Genomic DNA, 20,239 nt, shown 5'->3' on the forward strand with positions numbered 1-20,239 from the left:
AAGGCGTCACACCCTCGGTATTGCCATTATTGAGTAGTGCCCATACAATTATGGCTGGTGGCGAGACTCCTTATAGAGATTGGAGGTATAGACTGGCATATGGCGGATTCGGCACGCTATACGTTCAATATGGCGGGTATTATCATGCATCCTGGAGAGAAGCGGGTCCTCTTGCGGGCTGTGCAAGGTGGCTGGATGCTGCCCCAGGTGGAGTGGCAGGCAGACGAGTATAGTTCGTGGAAAGAGGTGGCCCGCTTTAATCGTGAGATGCAGGGCTTGCTTGACGTGTGTTTGTCGACGGTGCGTTGCCTGGGTGAGGACTTTGAGCGCGCGACAATGCACTTTAGCCGGATCTATGTTATGGAGCTACACTCGTCCTATGATAATCTTCCGGCTGATGCCTGCTGGATTGACATCGAGGACTTGAAAGAGTTTATGATCACGCCGGAGGAGCATCTTGTATGGCTGGAAGAGTGGTTGGCGAAGCGGGACGAAGAAGAGCGCACTCCCTGGTATCATCCTGACTGGTTGGCGAAGGCTAAGGTCTGGATTGAGCAAGCACTGGCAGAGCCGGAGGCCCAACCCTTAGTCTCAATAGAGCAGGTGGGCGTGGCGGAGCGCGGCTGCCTGCTGCGAGTACAGACCAAGGAAAATGCTTTTTATTTTAAGGCCCTGCCTGCGTTCTTCCGACATGAGCTTACGCTGCTACAACACCTGGCACGATACCGGGTAGGGTGTGTGCCAGCGCTTGTGGCCGTGGATGAGCGTGAACACCGGCTCTTGATGCACGACTTCGGTAGTAAGCACCTGGACCAGAGCCTGGACCTGGCAGATTGGCAGGAGGCGCTGCGCCGCTATGCCATATTACAAATTGATCACATCCAAATTGATCACATCCAAATTGATCACAGCGCACAGGTAGAGCAATTGGAGGAGCTGGGGTGTCCACGCCTCCCACTGGCGACTCTGCCAGATCAGCTTGAGCGCTTGCTCACAAGTGAGCAGTCGTTGTTATTTGACACTCCTACGGCCCTCTCGCTAGAGCAGGTACGGCGACTGCATGACGCACTGCCGCTTATACGCTCGCTCTGCCAGGAGTTGGCTGGCTATGGTCTTCCTGAGACCCTTGAACATGGCGACCTGCACGCGCAGAATATCGCCTTGAGCGGGGGCGACTATCTGTACTTCGATTGGACTGATAGTTGTATCGCCCACCCCTTCTTTAGCCTGTATCCTTTCCTGCTCGACATTGAGGCCCGCTGGCCCGAGGCCCGGATTCGCTTACGTGAGGCCTATCTTCAGCCCTGGGAGCGCTATGCCGCCCGTGCGCAACTGGTAGAGGCCTTTGAGCTGGCACAGCGGCTGGCCCCCCTGCACCTGGCTATGCTCTACGCGACACTCATCATTCCTCATATGAAGGCCAGGTGGGAGATGCAGCACGGCGTCCCCCTTAACCTCAAAGTGCTGCTAGACCGCCTGCACGACGCTGGCTAGCAGATAGGCTATATAATTTTGCATACAAGCAACACATGCGTCCATTGAAGCAGAGGACAATCAACTTAAAGCCCCAGGAGAGAGAAAATCATTCATGGCTATAGGCAAAATTCAGCTTCAGAGTATACAGCAGGCACAGCGCTTGCTGGAGGTGCAGCGAGCGGCCTACCTGGTTGAGGCGAAACTGATCGGCTCGTCCGCTATTCCGGCTTTGCAGGAGGACCTTGAGGCACTTCAAAACAGTGACGAGATCTTCTATGGCTGCTGGATAGATGGCGAGTTGGCAGGGGCTATTTCATATAAGCGAGAGGGCAGCCTCCTGGATATTTATCGCCTGGTGGTTCATCCCAGTTATTTCCGGCGTGGTATCGGCAAGGCGCTTGTAAGCTTTGTGGAGGAGGTCGAGGAAGGGATAGAGAGGATTATCGTTTCAACGGGAGCCAGGAACTTGCCTGCCAAACGACTATATGAAGTATTGGGCTTTAGTGAGATAGGGGAGAGAGGTCATACCGGGACTGTGGATTACGCTTTTTGAGAAGCGTAAACGTTTTTAGTCCATGCAAGCATGGACCCTATAGCATAATCGCAGAGTCGAGCGCGGGCTTATAAGAGGTGCTCGTCGATGGCTTCGGAGAAGCGTTCGAGAGCGATGAGGGATGACTCGGAGCGGCGCGAGGCGACGGCGACGTAGAGGGCGTCGATTACGCTGAGGTGGGCGATGCGGCTGGTAAGGGCCGCGGTACGGAAGGCGGTCTCACGCGAGGCAGTGATCAGGGCTATATCGGCGTACTCGCTGAGCGGCGTGTGTACATGGCTGCTCAGGAGGATGCAGAACGCGCCTGCGGCGCGGGCGGAGCGGAGCGCGTTCAGTGTCTCACGCGTGCGACCAGAGTGTGAGATGGCGAAGGCGACGGAGCCTGGGGGCAGGTTCGCGGCCGAGACCGCCTGCATGACGGCGTCATGGGTTACGGTCACGGGCAAGCCGATGCGCAGGAAGCGGTAATAGGCGTCCAGGGCAACAGGCAGGGAGGGACCAATGCCGTAGAACTCGATACGCGTGGCGTTCACCAGGGCTTCGACCGCGCGCTCTAAGAGCTGTTCATCAAGCACGGCCAGGGTGTCGGCGATGGCCTGGATGTCCGATTGGAGTACTTTGCGCGCCACCACGCCCACACTGTCATCAGGCAGAATGTCTTCGTGAATCTGATGGAGCGGGGTCATACTCTCCGCCGCCAGGGCAAGTTTGAGGTCGCGTAATCCCTGGTAGCCGAGCGAGCGGCAACAACGTACGATGGTCGCCTCGCTGACCTGAATACGCTGCGCCAGGGCCTGGACCGAGAGATGAATCGCCTCCTCGGGGTGCTGTTCAAAGAACTGTGCTACGCGTCCCTCGGCCTCGGTCAAGGTCTGCGAGGCGGCGCGTAAACGCGCCTGGACGCCCTCCGAAATGAGGGGGCGCTCCTGTGATTGCGACATGGGTATGACCTTCCTTTTGTTTGCGTGACTTCTCGCGCCTACGGCGCTCGCCGGGTTAGTGGGTGTGGTGCGTGCTGGTGGCCTGCGGCCACCAGCACGCACCACACCCACTACCTGTTATAACGGGACTTCACAACTGTTATAGCGGGACCTCAAAAATCCGCGTAGTGAGGATACCATCTTGAATGGTTACCAGGCGATAATGTGGCGGCTGAAGGCATAAGAGCGGCTCATCCTGGAACACGGGCTGGGGCGCCGTTGAACGCAGGCCAAAGACGGGGATGCCATGCGCGATTTTCTCATATGTCGTATGCACGTGGCCGCTGAGCACACCCAGGATCTGCGCCTGGTATTTGGTCGCGATATTCCAGAATGCCTCACTCTTCTCTTCATCCTGAAAGAAAGTGTCAAGCCAGCGAATACCTATGGGGACCATGTGGTGATGTGTCACAATCACGGATGGCAGACCGATCTGCAACGAGCGTTCGAGAAAGGCCAGGGTCTCAGGGTAAATAACGGCATCATCCCCCGCCCCAAAATCCAGGCAGATAAACTGCACCCCTTTATGCTGGAAGCTGGCGTTCATGAGGGGCATAGGAGGCGTCTCAGTGAAGAGATGGCGGAAAAATTGGTCGCGATCATCGTGGTTGCCAGGCAGAAAATACATGGGAAATGCTTCCAGGCCCTCTAGCGTGACCAGTACTGGTCCTGGAGCAGCCGAGGCAGCCTCCAACTGGAATATCTGACAGACATTGCTATAAGAAGTTGCAGACGGATTATTAACAAGGTCGCCGGTCATAATCAGGAAATCGATGTTGTCCGCGACGTGCTCCGCGATATGCCGCATAACCTTGCGCACAGCATGTGCAGTCGCATACCCCTTCATCAATTGAGACTCGGTCTCCCCCAGATGGTGGTCGGTAATCTGCACAAAAGAGAAAGACATGCCCTTTCCTCCTTGTCTCATTAAGAGAAGAAACTTTATTTCTTTTAGTGTATAGAGAAATAAAATTTCTGTCAAGAGAGGTTAAGCTTTCGCGCCTACGGCACTCAAGGGGAGTATGTGTGCTTGGTATGGCTTGTGGGCAATGCCCACAAGCCATACCAAGCACACATACTCCCCTTGAAAAGAAGGGTTCAATCGATCATTCGCCTTGACAGAAATGAAACTTTATTTTATCTTTGATTTAGGAAACAATATTTCTTTTTTAGAGCAGGAGGCTGGGTAATTATGAGTCCTTTTGTGTTTCTGCTGGTGCTTGTGGCGGCGTTTTTGCATGCGAGCTGGAATTTTATGGCGAAGAGGGCGGGGAATAGCAAGGGTTTTGTCTGGTTATTTAATGTGCTGGCGAGCATTATCTATGTGCCTGTGTTATCGTATGTGCTCTTCGCCGGGCATACGTCGTTCAGTTGGGTCCAGGTGGGTTTTGCGCTGGGGAGCTCCTGCCTGCACCTGGCCTACTTTCTCTTCTTGCAGCGAGGCTATGAGACTGGAGACCTCTCGCTCTCCTATCCGCTGGCGCGCGGCACGGGTCCGCTGCTCTCAACGCTCTTCGCCATCGCGATTTTTAACGAGAGGCCAGCGGTGGGCGCGCTAGTGGGCATAGCGCTGCTTATCGTGGGGATCGTCTTCCTGGTTGGGAATCCCCTGCGCATCTTTGCTGAGGGGAAGCGCCGCGCTATCCTGTACGCCCTCCTCACAGGCGTGTTTATCGCTATCTATACGCTGTGGGATAAAGAGGCCGTGAGTACGCTGCATACCTCGCCGCTACTGATGATGGAGTTTACAAGCATTGTGATGGCTGTTTTGCTGCTGCCAGCTTCGCTAAAGCATTGGGGGCAGGTTAAGGAAACCTGGAGATCGCAGCGCCTGGAGGTACTGGGGGTTGCTATTCTCTCTCCCCTGGCCTACCTGATCATTCTATTTGTTCTGATCTCGAATCCAGTCAGCCAGGTCGCGCCACTACGTGAGAGCAGTGTTTTGATCGGCACCCTGATGGGGACGCGCCTCCTGGCGGAGAAACAGGGCGCGCGGCGCATAGTCTCGGCCGCGCTTATCCTGGTAGGGATTACGCTCCTTGCTATCAGCTAATAATGACTGGCAATGGTGCGGAGAGGTAGGCATATCGCATGGTGAGAAGAGTCCATGCAAGACCCTACAATTTGCCAGAAATCCCTCGGGGGAAGCCAATAGTTGTTTTAACGGCAGAGGGACTCTGGTTGAGTTTGACCTCGTGAGATAGAATGGGGGAGTGCAAAATGCGCACGTCGTCGTCCTTAATGCAAGGAGAATGGATTTTATGGCGAGCAACTTCACCTCATCCGAAACCGGCCTCCCCTCTTACGACGAGCCTATTCGTATTGTTCCTGTACATTCGCCCTCTCTAGAAACTGCTGCTCCTACGGCGCAACTTGTCTATAACAATGGTCCTCTGCTTACCGCTGTAGAGGTCTACACCGTCTTCTGGGGCTCCCAGTGGCAGCAGGCACCCGAGAGCGACCTCGCGCAGAAGCTAAACTCCTTCTTTGACTATATCCTGACCAGTCCACTGCTGGACCAGATGGCTGAGTATAGCACCGTCGAGCAGAAGATTGGGCGCGGGAGCCGCTCTGGCACGACAACCCTTACCACTTCAGAGCCCGGCTCTAATGTCACAGACGACCAGATCCAGCAATTCATAACCGATGCAATTGCTAACTCTACGCTACCACAACCCACGGCCAATACGCTCTACTTTGTATACCTGCCGAGCGGGACAACGGTCACGATGAGTGGTGATAGCTCCTGCTCTTCGTTCTGCGGCTATCACAACGCCATCAACAACAAGATCTACTATGCCGTCATGCCCTACCCCGACTGCGCAGGCTGCACTAATCACCTCAGTGCGTTCGATTCGCTCACATCGACCAGTTCACATGAGCTGTGCGAGGCGATCACAGATCCCATCCCCGGACAGGGCTGGTACGACCAGAACAATGGCGAGATTGGCGACATCTGCGCCTGGCAGACCCGCCAGGAGGGGAACTATACCATCCAGAAGGAATGGTCGAATAACTCTAACTCCTGCATGTAAATGGGCGCAAGGGTGCCGGACCTTCTCACTGCTACGTGGCTCACCGGGTAAGGGTGCGTGGCGGAGGTTGGCTCTGCCAACCTCCGCCACGCACCCTTACCCTATGTGAAGCACTGCAGGTGCTGAGAACATATCCTGAAAAAGGGTGTGACACTACATATCAATTCTCTTTTTGTGATTTCTAACCAGAAAGAAGCGTATTTATTATACATATATATGCAAATACTCTTATAGCATACTAACAAGCTTTAAAGCTTTCTGTTTGAATTGCCCTTTCTAAGAAAGAGATACCACATGCCACTATCCTCACCGTTAGCCGCCACGTCACAGGATAGCCATACGGCTCTGGAACATAAAAAATATAGTAACGCAAATACATCTGGCAGCATGGGTGAACGCCTCCTACCCTATTTATTGGCATCTATCGATGCCTGTATCGTCCTGGTAGTGTTAAAGGGCATGGCGAACTTTCCACCTTTTAGAGAAGTTGACCAGGTTGTTCCAGCCTGGTGGCTCTTTCTTGTGGCCTGTGGCTTGCTCTGGCTGGCACAAACTATGCAGCGGCTGCTTGGTTTCTGGCTGGCACGGCGTTCACAAAGCGGGGGCGTTACGTTAAAAAGACTGAGGCAGCTTTCCACGCGCTGGTACTCGGGGTCGCTTCTGGTGCTGTTCCTGGTCGTGATCTGGGTCCAGTGGTATACTCAGCAAGCATTTCTGCTTGATCCGCGCTGGCTGGCCCTCGCATTCGATGATATTACCAACAATCCCCTCTATACCGTCCAGGCGCTCTTCATTGCAATGCTTATAGGCTTTTTCGGTGTCCGGGGTCTCGCCCTGTCGAGGAAGGACATCGAGGTCCAAGACATCGTACAGGCATTCAAGAGTGGGATTGGCTTTCTCCTGGGCGTGCTGCTGGTGCGCACGATGGGGGGAGTAAACACCACAGATAGCACGCTCTGGCTGGTCATCCCGGGCTTCCTCTTTCTAGGTCTGCTAGCCCATACCCTGGTGAAGGCGGCGGAGAAGCGCCATGAGCATTATCACGCTCAAGGATTGTTGGGAAGTGTCCGAGCACAGGAGGGAAAGCTCTTGCTCAACACCCTCCTCTTTAGCCTCGTGCTACTCCTGGTGGCTCTGCTGATTACCTTTATACTCTCGCCCAACTGGCTGGCTCAGTTGACTGATCCCTTCTTCCACTGGTTAAAGTCTTTGCCTACAAATCAGGTTCCCCCTCACGGAAACGTTGGTGGCAAGCCTAAAGTAGCGAAAAAACCTGGACCTGGGCAGGCCGATCCAGAGTGGACCATTTTGCTGCGCCTGGCGGCTGGCATCCTGGCAGTCGTACTAGTGCTCATCTTAAGCACAAGGTGGATGATAGCGCGGGCCGCGAGGAGGCGCCATACACAGCAGATCATTGTGGAGATATACGCCAGTGCCTGGTCCTGGGAGCTTTTTAAAGAGCAACTCAAAGCCTTCTTCAAGAGCCTCAGGCAAGGCATCTTCAGGGGCCTGAGCACTTTGCATCTACGTATGCGTAAGCAGCAGGACATAGCCTGGAGTGAAGAGCTTACGGGCGAGCTTTCCACGCGCACTGTGCGCGAGATCTATCGCGCATTTCTCCGCCACGCCTTCAAAGCAGGTTATGCGCGCCGTATTGACGAGACTCCGGCCGAGTTTCGCCAGCGCCTGCTTGAATCCATGCCCGCTGGAGAAGGAGAACTAACCCGGCTAACCAATGTGTACACTATGACGCGCTACAGCGGCACCCAACCAGGCGAAGGCGAGATAGCAGCCATGCGCCAGAGCTGGCAGGAGCTGCGCCCCAAGGTAAGGTGAGGATTAATTGTGTGATGCCGGGTTGCCTGTGGCAACCCGGCATCACACAATTAATCCTAAATATCAATATAGAGGCACTCTTCTTAATCTGTGTGAAAGACCTCGCGCATGACGGACCACCATTCGCCCTCGGTCCGGTCGACGAGCGGTTCTTGCATGGGATCGGTGTGCTGCCACCATTCCTGCGTCTTGGGATCGGCGGCCATGCGCGCCATATCGGCAGCGAAGTCGTCTCCGATATACTCAAAATAGGCAAAGAGCAGGGTGCCGTGGCGAAAAATAGTATAGTTACGAATATTGCAGGTCTCGATTGTGGCCAGTACCTCCGGCCAGACCTCTTCATGGATGCGCTCATAGGCTTCGATCTGCCCAGGTTTTACCCCAATAATCTGTCCATAGCGTTTCATGTTCTGAATCTCCCTCCTCGAAGATAAGAGTACGCGAGAAAAGAGTGTTTTGTCAATGAGAAGGCGCCAGCCAGGTAACCTCAGATATGCTATACTCAAAGGTACTTCATCAGAAGAGGGAAGAAGGAAAAAACGTGAAGCAAGATCTATTCTCACCGACCTCGCTGGGTTTTCTGCGTGTCGCGGTCGTGGTACCAGAATTGCGCGTGGCGGATATTCGCTATAATACACAGATTATTATTGATGCGCTACGGGAGGCGGCGGCACGCGGGTCTCGCCTGGCCCTCTTTCCTGAGCTATGCATCACAGGCTATACCTGCGCCGATCTTTTCTATCAATCCGTGTTGCTCCAGCAGGCGAGCGAGGCCCTGCTCGCAATCGCCCAGGCAGCGGCAGAGGCACAGATAGCCGCCGTTGTGGGCCTGCCCATGCACCTGGGTGGAAAGCTCTACAACTGCGCCGCCTTCGTCAGTGATGGCAAAGTACTGGGCATCGTCCCCAAAACCTATCTGCCAAGCACGAACGAGTATTATGAGGAGCGCTGGTTTAGCTCCGCCAAGGATTGCCCGCTAAGCGAGATCCAGCTTGGTGGGGAAAGCATTCCCTTCGGGACGGACCTGCTCTTCTCCGCCAACAATTTCTCCGGCTGTATGTTTGGTATTGAGATCTGTGAGGATCTGTGGGCGGTCCAGCCACCCAGCGGCAGCATGGTCCTGGCGGGCGCGACCGTGATCCTGAATCCCTCGGCCAGCAATGAGATCCTGGGCAAGACCGAGTATCGACGCGCGCTGATCCAGCAGCAGGCGGCGCGCTGCCTGGCGATCTACCTCTACGCGGGGGCGGGACCGGGCGAGTCCACGACCGACGTGGTCTTCTCCGGGGGTGCCTACATTAACGAGAACGGACGCATGCTGGCCGAGACGGAGCGCTTCCTCTTCTCCACCCAGATGGCCGTGGCGGACGTCGATGTGCAGAGCATGAACCACGAGCGTCTGCGCAATAGCAGCTTCTCCTCGGCCCTACCCGATAGGACTTATCGCACGCTAGCATTCAACCTGCCCGAGAGAGCTGGAGCAAGCGAGCAAACTGAGCTTCTGCGCAATGATCTCACGCCAACGCCTTTTGTCCCCGCCGATCCCTCACAGCGGGCCAAACACTGTCAGGAGATCTTCCACCTCCAGTCGATGGGTCTTGCCAAGCGACTCAAGCATACAGGCATCAAAAATATTACGATTGCCCTCTCTGGTGGCCTGGACTCGACGCTAGCCCTGCTGGTCGTCCAACAGGCCTTCGAGATACTAGAGCTTCCACGCGAGGGTATCGTGGCGATCACCATGCCCGGCTTTGGTACGACGAACCGCACACGCTCCAACGCGGAGCGGCTGGCGGAATCTCTGGGCATCTCCCTGCGCCAGATCCCCATTCGCGACGCGGTTCTCCAGCACTTCAAAGATATCGGACACGATCCCAACCTGCACAATGTAACTTATGAGAACGCCCAGGCTCGCGAGCGCACACAGATCTTGATGGATATCGGCAATCAGGTTGGCGGCCTGGCGGTGGGTACTGGCGACCTCTCCGAGTTGGCCCTGGGCTGGTGCACCTACAACGCCGACCACATGTCGATGTATCACGTCAACGCGGGCGTGCCTAAGACGCTTGTGCGCTACCTGATCGAGTGGTGCGCCGAGAGCGTCTACAGCGGCGTCACCTCCGAGGTGCTGCACGACATCAACGCCACGCCCATCAGTCCCGAGCTGCTGCCCCTGGGCGAGAACGACGCGCTTGTACAGGAGACGGAGGCCACCATCGGCCCCTACCTGCTACACGACTTCTTCCTCTTCCAGGTGGTGCGCCACGGCTTCACGCCGCGCAAGGTCTACTGGCTGGCCTGCCAGGTCTTCGCCAAGCACCACCAGCCCGCCGAAGTCCTGGAGTGGCTGAAGATGTTCTACCAGCGCTTCTTCGCCGCCCAGTTCAAGCGCTCGGCCATGCCCGATGGCCCCAAGGTGGGCTCAGTGGCCCTCTCGCCCCGTGGCGACTGGCGCATGCCCAGCGACGCCAGCAGCGCCCTCTGGCGCCAGGAATTAGAGGAGCTGGAATAATTATGTGCTGGGGAGCTGGCGCAGCCAGCTCCCCAGCACATAATTATTCCAGGGTATAATAAAGGCTGGAAAGGCTTTATTATATAGAGGTATAAAAATTGTAGTTTGCGCAAGGATGTGGGTAGATGGCACACTCGCCTCAGCCGGACGCGCAGGGTGCGCAGGAACCATTCGACTTTAACCAGATCTTTATTGGGCGCGAGCAGCAGATGGCCGAATTTGGCCGCTTGCTGCGCGAATGGAAGTATACGCTGGCCCAGGAGGAGCTCGACGCACCCGGCGCGCCTGAACTGCCCTCGCCTCGCAACAAGCTACCAGGGCTGGTCGTGATGCTCTATGGGCGTGGTGGCTTTGGCAAAAGCACGCTGCTCAACCGCTACTATGGCATCGCATCGCAGGCGAACGAGCAGGGCATGGGTGGACGCCTCACGCTCTGTGGTCCTGTGGATTGGGAGTTCGCGGTTGAGGGGCGGCGCGCGATTTATAATCCTTCTCAGGGACAGGCCCTAGTGCAATCGTCCAAAAGAAAGTAGGAAAGTAGCCGATATGAGAAGGTATGCAACCCATTTTCATTCGACCACTCACCGAATCCGAGCGAGCCCATATCGAGGCTCACTTACGCTCCGGCTCAGCCTTTGTGCTACGCCGTTGCCAGATCCTTCTGGCTTCAGCCCGTGGAGAGCGAGCCATCGCCATTGCGCGGCAGCTGGGCTGCGACGACCAGACAGTGCGCAATGTGATCAAAGACTTCAACGAGCAGGGGCTCGACGTGCTCAAGAAGGAGTCCTGTCGCCCTCATCGGCTACGCACCAGCATTGCCGACGAGAATCTGCCAGCCTTGCGCGATCTGCTCCATCGCAGCCCGCGCGATTTTGGTATCGAGCGCAATCTCTGGTCTCTCCCACTGGTGGCGCAAATCTGCTTGTCACAAGGACTCGTAGCTGCCCCGACCACTGCTGCCAGTGTCCGCCGCGCGCTCAAGCGCTTGGGCGTCAGTTGGAAACGAGCCAAGCACTGGATTACCAGCCCCGATCCGCAGTATGCACGAAAAAAAAGGCTCGTGACCGCTTGATCGCGTACGCTCAACCCCGCTCTGATTGGGCCATTGGCTTCCTCGACGAGGTCTGGTGGAGCCGATTTGCTCTTCCACGCCTTCACACCTGGCAAGATCCAGAGTACCCAGTCCGTTTGGTTGAGCAATCCTGGCAAAAGAATGACCCTGACCCAAAAGCATTGGCGTGCTATGGTGTCCTCTGGCAAAACGGAACCACGGAGGAACCCGTGCGAGAGCAGATGTGGCTTCGTTTTGTCACAGGACGCCCGGTGAGTGAGATCACCATCCAGTTTCTGGACTGGTGTTGTCAGCAATTGGCCGCACAAGGCAAACGTCAGTGGCTCCTCATCTGGGACAACGCCTCCTGGCATGTGAGTAAGATGGTGCGCACCTGGATCAGAAAACACAACCTCGCTGTCAAACAAACGGACGAAGGGGTACGGATTTTGCCTTTCCAACTGCCCACCAAAAGTCCCTGGCTCAATCCAATTGAGCCCAAGTGGGTGCATGGCAAACGCAATGTGGCCGAAACCAATGGGCTGCTTTCGGCTCACCACCTCGCTGAGCGAGTCTGTGCCTATTATGGGTGTGCATATGAGCCACATTTATCTCTTCCCGAAAAGGTTTCGTAATCTTGCACTAGACCCACTGGCGGTAGGGTAAGAGGCCAAGTCCCGATTGCTCGGGAGCATCAACCCCTCCCCTCCGAACTCCACGTGCACCCTTTCGATGCATGAAGCTCTCCAGAGGCCAGTGTCTTTTCAACACCACTCCCACAGTGGTCTTCTGACACATCCGTGTCAACCACCATTTTTGAGTGTGGCCTCCTGCAACCCTTTGCTGGGTACATACCCAACTCGTATGGTCGCTCCGTCACCATGCCCCTTACGGGGTTTAGGCGATCCCTTAGTTCCATCAAATGTCTCAGTCTGTACGTAGGTGCCCATTTCGTCATTTCCCTCTCCGTGAGGGCTGGCTCCAACGAGAGCTTGTAGGGAAAGTAGTACCGTTCCCCTACACGTTGGACACAGGCGATAGTCCCTTCTCCTGTGGGCTGCTCCATTTCCGCCGTGACTTGAATTCAGCCAATCAAGACTTCACCCTATACAGCTTCACTGATGAGCCTCTGGCTCCTGGGACTGGAGCTTCACTCACCTTTGACACGACATGCTATTTTCCCCCCACGCCTTTCGGGTGAAGGTGTCCCCGCTCTCTATGAGAACGGGTAAGTCGCTGTGTTACTCACCTTGCTCTAGTGAGCTTACCCCGACGGGTAAGGGAGACATTTGTGGCACAAAGGCGCACTACTACAAGGATCTCTGTGCCCAGCTTGCTCCCAGGCTGGATAAGCAACTGGGAGATTTTCGCGCCTACCAGCAGGCGGTCAGCGAAGTGGAGAAGGTCAGACGCGAGAGCGGCAAGATCCTGGAGGAGGTCAGGCGCGAACAGGATGATCTCGGCTCGTCCCTGCGTGGCGCAACTATCGATATCGTTGCCAGCGCATTGAGCACGTATGTGCCAGGAAGCAAGGGGATAGTCACAAACGAGAAGGTCAAGAAGGGGGCGGACGCGCTGCTCCAGCTGACGGGCGAGCAGGTGGCCTACCTCTACCAGCGCTTTCATCGACGCCTGGGCAAGCGGCTGGAGGAGTACCTGGATCCGGCGCGGCGGCTGGGTTTCGCGCTGGGATGGGACCTGGCCCGTTGTGCCGCGAATTACCCCATCCTGGTATTCTTTGATACCTATGAGGAGGTCGACGAGGGCGATCAGTTCCTGCGCCTGGTCATGGCCGCAGCGGGTCCACGCGTGGGCTGGATTATCGCCGGGCGCGACAACCTCTGGTCGGGCGTGGGCCAGCGCGAGCGCAGCACCACACCCGAGTATGGCTATAAAGACCTTGTCCCCTTTGAGCATGGCCTCTCGATCAATTTTAACTCCGAAGATGTCGGCGCCTTCACATCCGACAATATCAGAGAGTACTTCGAGCTGCTCTGCCAGCACTTCCCCTGTGAGCCACCCCTGCCAATGCTAGCACAGGACGAGATCACGCGCGTCTGGGATGTCACGAAGGGCATTCCCCTGGCCGTCAACATTGCCGCAGCGCTCTACAGCGAGACGATAGATATCAATCAGGTCACCGAAGAGGTTGAGGGGCGCAAAGAGATCATCGACAAGATGGTCTACCGCTACCTCCAGCATACACGCATCGACGAGCGTGAGCGCGGCAAGCTCTACGCCCTGGCCCTGCTCCGGCGCACCGACGAGCCTATGATCCTGGCCCAGGCGCTCGGCCTGACGCCAGAAGAGGCCAAAACGCGCTACAAAGAGACACTCAGCCACCTGCATCGCCGCTACAGCTTCATCTTCACCGAGAAGGGCGAGCCCTCGCTCCACCGGGAGGTACGCCACTTCCTGCGCCTCTTCCTCCTGGAGCGCCGCAAAGAGCCAGAGATCCAGGCCATCAATAGCTCATTGAAAGAGAGCATAGAGACCGCCCTGCAAGAGCTAGAACAGCAGCGCGCATACAGCACTCTTAAAGAGCGCCTGCAAGACGAAGACTGGACCGCCCTCTACCTCGACCTCTGCGAGCATCTCTACTGGCTCGACCCTGTCGAAGGACTGCGCCACCTGCTGCCATTTATGATTGCCGCCGCCATCTACAACCGCAGAATCAATAGCGAAGCCAAACAAGTCGGAGAGTTTTTTATCTCTTCTTTATTTATACGCGAACAGAACAATTGGACCTGGGCAACCAGTAGCCTTGTCAAGTTACATAACAGAAAGCCATCGCCAGAAGAATTACACGGGCTTGAAGAACTTCACAAACTCTATTTACAATCGCCTGGAAGGCTCCCAGCGCTACTAAACTCCCCTGAAGAACTCGAGGCTGCCCTCTGCTGGCGTCTTGGAGAGGCGAATCTCCGGCAGAATGCAGATAAGGCAGTGGAATGGTATGAGCAAGCCTTTACAGTCCTGTCACAAGAGGAAGAGCTAAAAGAAGCACTCGCCGGGTCTTATTATGAGCTCGGAAAAAAACATCGTGAGGAGAAAAGATACGACGATAGTATACGCTTTTTGAGTCAGGCCATTGATTTGAAGCCAAGATATACATATGCATTCATGCTCCGAGGCCTTGTTTACTTTGATCAAAAACAATATCAGATCGCCTTCTCGGACTATGACACCGCTATTAGCCTCGAGCAAAACTCTGCCATCGCCTACAACAATCGAGGCGCTATCTACGATAAATTGCAACAATATAACAAAGCTATCGATGACTATAACGTTGCTACTCGCCTAGATTCTACTCGCGCCATTTTATACAATAATCGAGGCATTTCCTACAATAGCTTACAACAATATAACAAAGCCATTGATGACTATAACACCGCTATTAGCCTCGAGCCCAATTATGCTCCTGCTTACTACAACCGAGCATATTCATACTTATATATAAATGATGTGGAAAAGGCTAAGCAAGACTTTATAACAGCGGTAGAGAAAGATTTGAACGATCTAAAAGCTAAATGGATGTGTGTATTTGTTTCTTTAACTGAGCAATATCCTGGATTGGAAGTAGCAGGACATTTGGATCAACTTGCTGCAATAAAACCTCAAAAATATACTTCTCTGGTTTGCCTAGGAGTTGCATTTGGGCTTCGTGGAAAACTCAAGAAGGGTTTGATACAACTAGATGCAGTAATTCATGCTAGATCCAAATCAATAGATGCTTTTTTCTGGAAAGGGATGCTGTGCGCCTACTATTATCGAGGGAAGCCACACCTGGCGGTCGAGGCAATTGAGCAGGCGCTGGCGAATGGCTTGCCGCCAGTGTTGCTGAGGCCACTCTACTGGCTAAGAGAGGATAACCCGGCTTTCTTTGAGCAGTATGCCAGGCCGCTGCTGGAGCGGTATGGGGTATGAAGCACCTTCCGCAACCTCCCACACCCATGCCGGAGAAAAAGGTAGGTGCGCGGTTTACAAGCACTACGCGGTCTGTAATTGTTTGTTTGCTTTTAATGGAAAGGCAGGAGGCCAAATGACATTTACGACACGTGCTTATGTTGAGGAGGTAGATAGGGAGGCGGTGCTGGCACTGCGCCGAGTGTGTACGACACCTGAGAACGTAGTCGATTATCCCTCGCTGACGGATCTGCATGAGTTTCTTAATCCGGTACGGAGGGAACAGCATACACATATCCGGCTGTGGGAGGATAGTAAGGGGCGGCTCCTGGCTTATGCGAATGTGGCGCTTCCCTCTAGTTCCTTCTCATTCTTGATACATCCGATGGCGTGGGAGACGAGCATTCCCGCAGAGATTATCGCCTATGCGACGGCGGTGCGCGCCGCCAGTGGAGCAGACGGAGAAGAGCGGGAGTTGGGGACCAATTGCCGCGATAGTGATGAGCAGAGGCTGTGCTACCTCCTCCAGGCAGGATTCGAGCTTGAGGAGGGCGAGGTACCTGTGATGGTGCGGACACTTGCCGATGAGATTCCCGAACCGGAACCGCCAGTGGGCTACAAGCTGCGACATATCGTTGGGGAAGAAGAGGTCGAGGCGTGTGTGGCATTACATCGCGCCGCCTTTGGCACGCAGAATATGACCGTCGAGCAGCGCCTCTCGATCATGCGCGAACCGGATTATGACCCTCGCGGGGACCTGGTGATTGAAGCCCCAGATGGGGCGCTCGTCTCGTACTGTATCTGCCTGGTGCATCCCGAGGAGAACGCGCAGAGTGGGCGCAACTGGGGCTATACCGATCCCATAGGTGTCCACCCTGACTACCAGCGACGGGGGCTGGGCAAGGCCGTGCTCCTGGGCGGTCTGCGCTACCTCAAGGCACGGGACGTCGACACAGCCTCCTTCATGACCAGCAGCGATAATGCCGCCATGCTAGGCCTGGGCACCGCCGCTGGCTTCCACAGGTTCTACGCCTACCACTGGCTCTCGAAAAGGGGGTAAATGTGTGGAGAGGCGCGCAGGCATAGCCTGCGCGCCTCTCCACACATGACCATTGTAAAATTCCTCTTGCTTTTTCTGGGTGTTTAGCGTATATTAATAGTATAAGATTATTTTTGGAGGAACAATAAGTGAGTAAACGAGCAACGTCAGGTACGCGAGTTTCCTGATGAGGTTTGCCCGAAGCTGACTTTTCCCGCTGCTTTCTTTGTGAGGCGCTTTGTGCCTCTTTCTCCTATGTCCCTGGTTTGCTTTTGGCAGGCGTTGTCTCGTGGCAAAAAGCCTTCTGCTTGCTCGTCTCTTTTCGTCCTCTGAGACGCTCTCCTTCTGGAAACTCCTTCTCCCTGCTTAACCCCTATTGTTTTTACCCATACCTGAGTGGTCTATGTCCTTTTGCCTTATATGTATGTTTGTGTGTGTGTGTGACCACTCGCGCCTGCGGCGCTTACCATGGTTGTTGGTGTGGTGCTCCCTGGCTGCCTACGGCAGCCAGGGAGCACCACACCAACAACCAGAAATTATCAGACGGGCAAGGGCTTGAAGATTGTTTCGACAGAAGGAAATACCGGCTTTATGGATTTCTTGAAATCGCTTAGTCATCGCGCTTTTGCTCTGCTGTGGAGCGGGCAGACTATCTCGCGCCTGGGTGATAGCTTCTATAACGTGGCCCTGGCCTGGTGGGTGCTGGAGAAAACGGGTTCGGCAACCACAATGGGCCTGGTGCTGATATTCGCTAATGCGCCGACTCTCCTGCTACTCTTGCTGGGAGGCGTGGTTGTGGATCGCTTCTCGCGCCTGCATATGATGCTGGGTTCAGACTTCGCGCGGGCGGCTATTGTGGGTGTGGCGGCACTCCTGGCCGCCACGCAGTTGTTAGAGGTCTGGCATGTGCTGGTCATAAGCGCGCTCTTCGGCGTGGTGGATGCCTTTTTTTATCCCGCCTATACCGCCATCGTGCCAGAGGTGGTGCCGTCCGAGGCCCTGCCCAGCGCGAACTCGTTACGTAGCATTAGCGCGCAACTGGCTGGCATCATCGGTCCCCTGCTGGCGGGCCTGGTGATCGCCCAGGGAGGCACAGCGCTGGCATTTGGCTTTGACGCCCTGTCTTTTATCGTCTCGGCTGTCTGCCTGCTTACTATGCCGCGCAAGGGTGCCCTGGTACGCACGATGGAGGCTGAATCGAGCGTGCTGAAGGACCTGCGCGAGGGGATCGGAACGGTGCTCGCCTCGCCCTGGCTGTGGGTAACCATCGCTGTCGCAGGCCTGAGCAACCTGACCCTGAGCGGTCCCCTGGACGCGGCGATGCCTCTGCTCGTCAAGCTGCGCTTTGGCGCAAACGCCCAGCTCTACGGCTTTATTCTGGCCTTTGAGGCCACAGGCTCGATTCTGGCGGCGATCTGGCTAGGACGCATGAAGCGCCTGCGCCACCGGGGCTACGAGGTCTATCTTCCCTGGATGGTCGCGTCACTGATGCTCTTTGTCATGGGCCTGCCCCTGGTACTTGTGGTAATGTGCCTCGCGATGTTCGTCCTGGGAGCGGGTACGAGCACACTAAACCTGGTCTGGGCCAATAGCCTGCAAGAGCTGGTGCCTGCCGAGCTCCTGGGGCGCGTCTCCAGCATCGACGCGCTTGGCTCCTACTCCCTCCTACCCATCGGCTACGCCCTGGCGGGCATCGCCGCCGATCATATCGGACCCTCCACAACCTTCCTGGTTGGCGGCCTCCTCAGCCTGCTTATCGTCGGTCTGGGACTGTTGCATCCCAAAGTGCGGGGAGTGGACTAGGGTAAGAGCGCTACTTACGTACGCGCCTACATTGGCGGGCATTGACGCGTTTCCCAAACGTCTACGCACCTCGCGTCAGCATCCTGTTTGGGGAGCGTAGGCGCGTACGCCTGTTTGAAAAGTTGCATTAACTCATGTAGCTAGCATAATTTACATTAAAAGTTGGTATCGCTAACTAAAATTTCTATTAACTTGTGTTGTAGGAAAGCATTCCGTATAGTACAATATGGCATGGTAGGGTATGGTATGTAGTAGAGATGCCGGAGACGCATATTCCTTTGATCACCCACGGGAACAAGAATCTACATGAAATTGCACTGACCTTTGATGATGGACCCTTCCCCAATTTTACGGCGAAGGTACTGGACGTCCTCGAAGCGTATCGAATTAAAGCTACCTTCTTCTGCATCGGACGCCAGGTTCAGGCCTTTCCTGATCTGACGTTGCGCGCCTATAAAGCCGGGTATGAGATTGAAAATCATAGCTGGAGTCATCCCGTCATGACCGGTTTAAGCCTGGAGGGCCAGTACTGGCAGTTGCAACATACCAACAACACGATCGAACGAGTGACCCACCAGCGACCCCTTGTGATGCGTCCCCCCTATGGGGCGTATAACGCATCTTCACTTCAGCTCGCAACCAGCCTCCGACTGGTCACGGTGGCCTGGGATGTTGATGCACACGACTGGTCGCGCCCCGGCACGGATACAATTCTGCATAATGTGCTCAACCATGTGAAGAACGGCTCAATTATCCTGATGCACGATGGAGGTGGCGACCGCTCCCAGACGCTTGCCGCCCTACCCAAAATAATAGAAACCCTCTTTGAACGCGGCTACCGCTTTGTGACCATTTGCCAGCTACTCTCGCACCTGCCCCATGAGCATAGACACCCAGGGGCGAGCTATTTATGAACATCCTCTTTCCCGCCAAACCCTCCTGGGTCTGGTAGTTTCCACACTCTTATACTGATTCAGGCTTACAAGCTGGCACGATAAAGTCTTCTAGGAGGCGCCTGGTAGGCGAACCAGGTACAGGTTCACATGTGGTAGCGACAACGAGGTCGAGCTGGGGTAGCACAGCGATGATCTGGCCGCCAAAGCCAATAGCGCATTCAGCAGAGTAGCCAGCGAAGCCTGATCGATACCAATAATAGCCATAACCATCGTTGCGAGGAGTCCTGGTGTGCTCGCTGGTAGCCTCTTCAATGAAGGCGCTGGAGAGCACCTGTTGTTCACCCCAGCGGCCACGCATGAGATAGAGATAGCCAAGCTTCGCCATTTCACGCGTGGTCAGGCGCAAGCCAAAGGCTCCAATATAATAGCCCTGCACATCTACCGCCCAGGGGAGATGCCCGTCTGATAAACCAAAGGGATGCATGGGTCCTGCCAGGGAGGGTTGCTGAAGCCAGGGATCGGGATTACCTTGACTATCGCACCAGATACCTAGCGTATCGAAGAGGTAAGTGCGCGCAAATTGCGCCGTTGTCATGCCTGTGACACGTGTAAGCAAAATAGTGAGCAAGTGCGGGTCAACACTGTTATAGTAGTAGACCTCTCCCGGCTCATCACGCATGGGCAAATCTAAGAGTCTCTGGATCGTCGCGCTATCTTCCAGAAAGTGATCAATTGTGTCATCACTGGGCGCCTGGAGTCCGCTGGTCATGGTCAGCAGATGACGTAGCGTGACACGCTGCTTGCGCTCATCGAGATTGGCGGGAGTGTATTCGGGAAAGAAGCTGAGCAAGGACTGATCCAGGCTGTGAAAATACCCCTTTTCCAGGGCGATACCAATGAGCGTAGCAAGCACAGACTTGGTGACTGAATTCACGTTATGATAGAGGTCCCGCTGCCCTCCATGATAGTACCCCTCAAAGACGATAGCACCAGAGCGTATAACCAGGATGCTGAGTAGCTTCTCTATGTTCTGCGCCTCAGCATCTAGCTGGCATAATATATCGCCATTCACCCCTAGCGTTTCAGGCAGAGCGGTTGCCCATTCACGTGTGGGCCAGTTAAAGAGCGGATTCAGTGTCAAGGGTCCCTCCA

At 55.3% G+C, this 20,239-nt stretch carries 17 protein-coding genes; 13 read left to right on the top strand and 4 right to left on the bottom strand.

The features are described 5' to 3' along the window. Window positions 1-99: 99 nt before the first annotated feature. Window positions 100-1,494 carry an aminoglycoside phosphotransferase family protein gene (locus tag KRAC_RS32285; protein WP_007914587.1) on the top strand — a complete coding sequence of 465 codons (1,395 nt, stop codon included), beginning with the start codon at window positions 100-102 and terminating at the stop codon, window positions 1,492-1,494. 94 nt (window positions 1,495-1,588) lie between these two features. Further along, window positions 1,589-2,029, top strand: a complete 441-nt coding sequence (locus tag KRAC_RS32290; protein ID WP_007914588.1) for a GNAT family N-acetyltransferase — start codon at window positions 1,589-1,591, stop codon at window positions 2,027-2,029. 68 nt (window positions 2,030-2,097) lie between these two features. Here KRAC_RS32290 and KRAC_RS32295 read toward each other — a convergent pair whose 3' ends face one another. Further along, a complete protein-coding gene (locus KRAC_RS32295) occupies window positions 2,098-2,970 on the bottom strand; it encodes a MurR/RpiR family transcriptional regulator (RefSeq protein WP_007914590.1) in 873 nt (290 codons plus the stop codon). Window positions 2,971-3,109: 139 nt separating this feature from the next. Then, window positions 3,110-3,916 (bottom strand): metallophosphoesterase family protein, encoded by an 807-nt coding sequence (locus tag KRAC_RS32300; RefSeq protein ID WP_007914591.1) that lies wholly within the window; start codon window positions 3,914-3,916, stop codon window positions 3,110-3,112. Window positions 3,917-4,201: 285 nt separating this feature from the next. Here KRAC_RS32300 and KRAC_RS32305 point away from each other — a divergent pair, with 285 nt between their 5' ends. The 3 genes from KRAC_RS32305 to KRAC_RS32315 all read left to right on the top strand — a co-directional run bounded on the left by KRAC_RS32305 (window position 4,202) and on the right by KRAC_RS32315 (window position 7,880). After that, window positions 4,202-5,062 carry a DMT family transporter gene (locus KRAC_RS32305; RefSeq protein ID WP_007914592.1) on the top strand — a complete coding sequence of 287 codons (861 nt, stop codon included), beginning with the start codon at window positions 4,202-4,204 and terminating at the stop codon, window positions 5,060-5,062. Between the two features lie 208 nt (window positions 5,063-5,270). Next, complete coding sequence (locus tag KRAC_RS32310) at window positions 5,271-6,044, top strand: hypothetical protein (RefSeq protein WP_007914593.1); 774 nt, start codon at window positions 5,271-5,273, stop codon at window positions 6,042-6,044. A 294-nt stretch (window positions 6,045-6,338) separates the two neighbouring features. After that, window positions 6,339-7,880 carry a DUF4129 domain-containing protein gene (locus KRAC_RS32315; protein WP_007914594.1) on the top strand — a complete coding sequence of 514 codons (1,542 nt, stop codon included), beginning with the start codon at window positions 6,339-6,341 and terminating at the stop codon, window positions 7,878-7,880. A gap of 83 nt (window positions 7,881-7,963) precedes the next feature. Here the strand turns inward: KRAC_RS32315 and KRAC_RS32320 are convergent, their stop codons facing one another. Further along, window positions 7,964-8,287: an L-rhamnose mutarotase gene (locus KRAC_RS32320; protein WP_007914595.1), complete on the bottom strand. Its 324-nt coding sequence runs from the start codon at window positions 8,285-8,287 to the stop codon at window positions 7,964-7,966. An 86-nt stretch (window positions 8,288-8,373) separates the two neighbouring features. On the opposite strand from KRAC_RS32320, the gene KRAC_RS32325 reads away from it, so the two are divergent. The 8 genes from KRAC_RS32325 to KRAC_RS32360 all read left to right on the top strand — a co-directional run bounded on the left by KRAC_RS32325 (window position 8,374) and on the right by KRAC_RS32360 (window position 19,105). Continuing rightward, on the top strand, window positions 8,374-10,392 hold the full coding sequence (locus KRAC_RS32325; RefSeq protein ID WP_007914596.1) for an NAD(+) synthase: 2,019 nt from the start codon (window positions 8,374-8,376) through the stop codon (window positions 10,390-10,392). Between the two features lie 125 nt (window positions 10,393-10,517). After that, complete coding sequence (locus KRAC_RS32330; protein WP_007914597.1) at window positions 10,518-10,925, top strand: hypothetical protein; 408 nt, start codon at window positions 10,518-10,520, stop codon at window positions 10,923-10,925. A gap of 23 nt (window positions 10,926-10,948) precedes the next feature. Beyond that, the gene (locus KRAC_RS71905; RefSeq protein ID WP_007905169.1) at window positions 10,949-11,464 is read left to right on the top strand and encodes a helix-turn-helix domain-containing protein; all 516 of its coding nucleotides are present in this window, start codon (window positions 10,949-10,951) and stop codon (window positions 11,462-11,464) included. Beyond that, complete coding sequence (locus tag KRAC_RS71910; RefSeq protein WP_007905171.1) at window positions 11,461-12,078, top strand: transposase; 618 nt, start codon at window positions 11,461-11,463, stop codon at window positions 12,076-12,078. Before KRAC_RS71905 ends, KRAC_RS71910 begins: the two co-directional genes overlap by 4 nt. A 583-nt stretch (window positions 12,079-12,661) precedes the next feature. Next, complete coding sequence (locus tag KRAC_RS62925; RefSeq protein ID WP_007914601.1) at window positions 12,662-15,370, top strand: tetratricopeptide repeat protein; 2,709 nt, start codon at window positions 12,662-12,664, stop codon at window positions 15,368-15,370. 115 nt (window positions 15,371-15,485) lie between these two features. Then, entirely contained in the window at window positions 15,486-16,409 is a 924-nt protein-coding gene (locus KRAC_RS32350) for a GNAT family N-acetyltransferase (RefSeq protein ID WP_007914607.1), read from the top strand. 570 nt (window positions 16,410-16,979) lie between these two features. Continuing rightward, on the top strand, window positions 16,980-18,191 hold the full coding sequence (locus KRAC_RS32355; protein WP_040445454.1) for an MFS transporter: 1,212 nt from the start codon (window positions 16,980-16,982) through the stop codon (window positions 18,189-18,191). Between the two features lie 257 nt (window positions 18,192-18,448). Next, a complete protein-coding gene (locus KRAC_RS32360; protein WP_007914610.1) occupies window positions 18,449-19,105 on the top strand; it encodes a polysaccharide deacetylase family protein in 657 nt (218 codons plus the stop codon). Window positions 19,106-19,154: 49 nt separating this feature from the next. Here KRAC_RS32360 and KRAC_RS32365 read toward each other — a convergent pair whose 3' ends face one another. Further along, window positions 19,155-20,228, bottom strand: coding sequence for a serine hydrolase domain-containing protein (locus KRAC_RS32365; protein WP_007914612.1), 1,074 nt, complete (start codon window positions 20,226-20,228; stop codon window positions 19,155-19,157). Window positions 20,229-20,239 lie beyond the last annotated feature (11 nt).

This window comes from Ktedonobacter racemifer DSM 44963 (assembly GCF_000178855.1).
Classification (GTDB): Bacteria; Chloroflexota; Ktedonobacteria; order Ktedonobacterales; family Ktedonobacteraceae; genus Ktedonobacter; species Ktedonobacter racemifer.

Coding starts and splice junctions, on each gene's coding strand:
- KRAC_RS32285 (WP_007914587.1), top strand. CDS start 100: ATGGCGGATTCGGCACGCTATACGTTCAATATGGCGGGTATTATCATG.
- KRAC_RS32290 (WP_007914588.1), top strand. CDS start 1,589: ATGGCTATAGGCAAAATTCAGCTTCAGAGTATACAGCAGGCACAGCGC.
- KRAC_RS32295 (WP_007914590.1), bottom strand. CDS start 2,970: ATGTCGCAATCACAGGAGCGCCCCCTCATTTCGGAGGGCGTCCAGGCG.
- KRAC_RS32300 (WP_007914591.1), bottom strand. CDS start 3,916: ATGTCTTTCTCTTTTGTGCAGATTACCGACCACCATCTGGGGGAGACC.
- KRAC_RS32305 (WP_007914592.1), top strand. CDS start 4,202: ATGAGTCCTTTTGTGTTTCTGCTGGTGCTTGTGGCGGCGTTTTTGCAT.
- KRAC_RS32310 (WP_007914593.1), top strand. CDS start 5,271: ATGGCGAGCAACTTCACCTCATCCGAAACCGGCCTCCCCTCTTACGAC.
- KRAC_RS32315 (WP_007914594.1), top strand. CDS start 6,339: ATGCCACTATCCTCACCGTTAGCCGCCACGTCACAGGATAGCCATACG.
- KRAC_RS32320 (WP_007914595.1), bottom strand. CDS start 8,287: ATGAAACGCTATGGACAGATTATTGGGGTAAAACCTGGGCAGATCGAA.
- KRAC_RS32325 (WP_007914596.1), top strand. CDS start 8,374: ATGCTATACTCAAAGGTACTTCATCAGAAGAGGGAAGAAGGAAAAAAC.
- KRAC_RS32330 (WP_007914597.1), top strand. CDS start 10,518: ATGGCACACTCGCCTCAGCCGGACGCGCAGGGTGCGCAGGAACCATTC.
- KRAC_RS71905 (WP_007905169.1), top strand. CDS start 10,949: ATGCAACCCATTTTCATTCGACCACTCACCGAATCCGAGCGAGCCCAT.
- KRAC_RS62925 (WP_007914601.1), top strand. CDS start 12,662: ATGAGAACGGGTAAGTCGCTGTGTTACTCACCTTGCTCTAGTGAGCTT.
- KRAC_RS32350 (WP_007914607.1), top strand. CDS start 15,486: ATGACATTTACGACACGTGCTTATGTTGAGGAGGTAGATAGGGAGGCG.
- KRAC_RS32355 (WP_040445454.1), top strand. CDS start 16,980: ATGGATTTCTTGAAATCGCTTAGTCATCGCGCTTTTGCTCTGCTGTGG.
- KRAC_RS32360 (WP_007914610.1), top strand. CDS start 18,449: ATGCCGGAGACGCATATTCCTTTGATCACCCACGGGAACAAGAATCTA.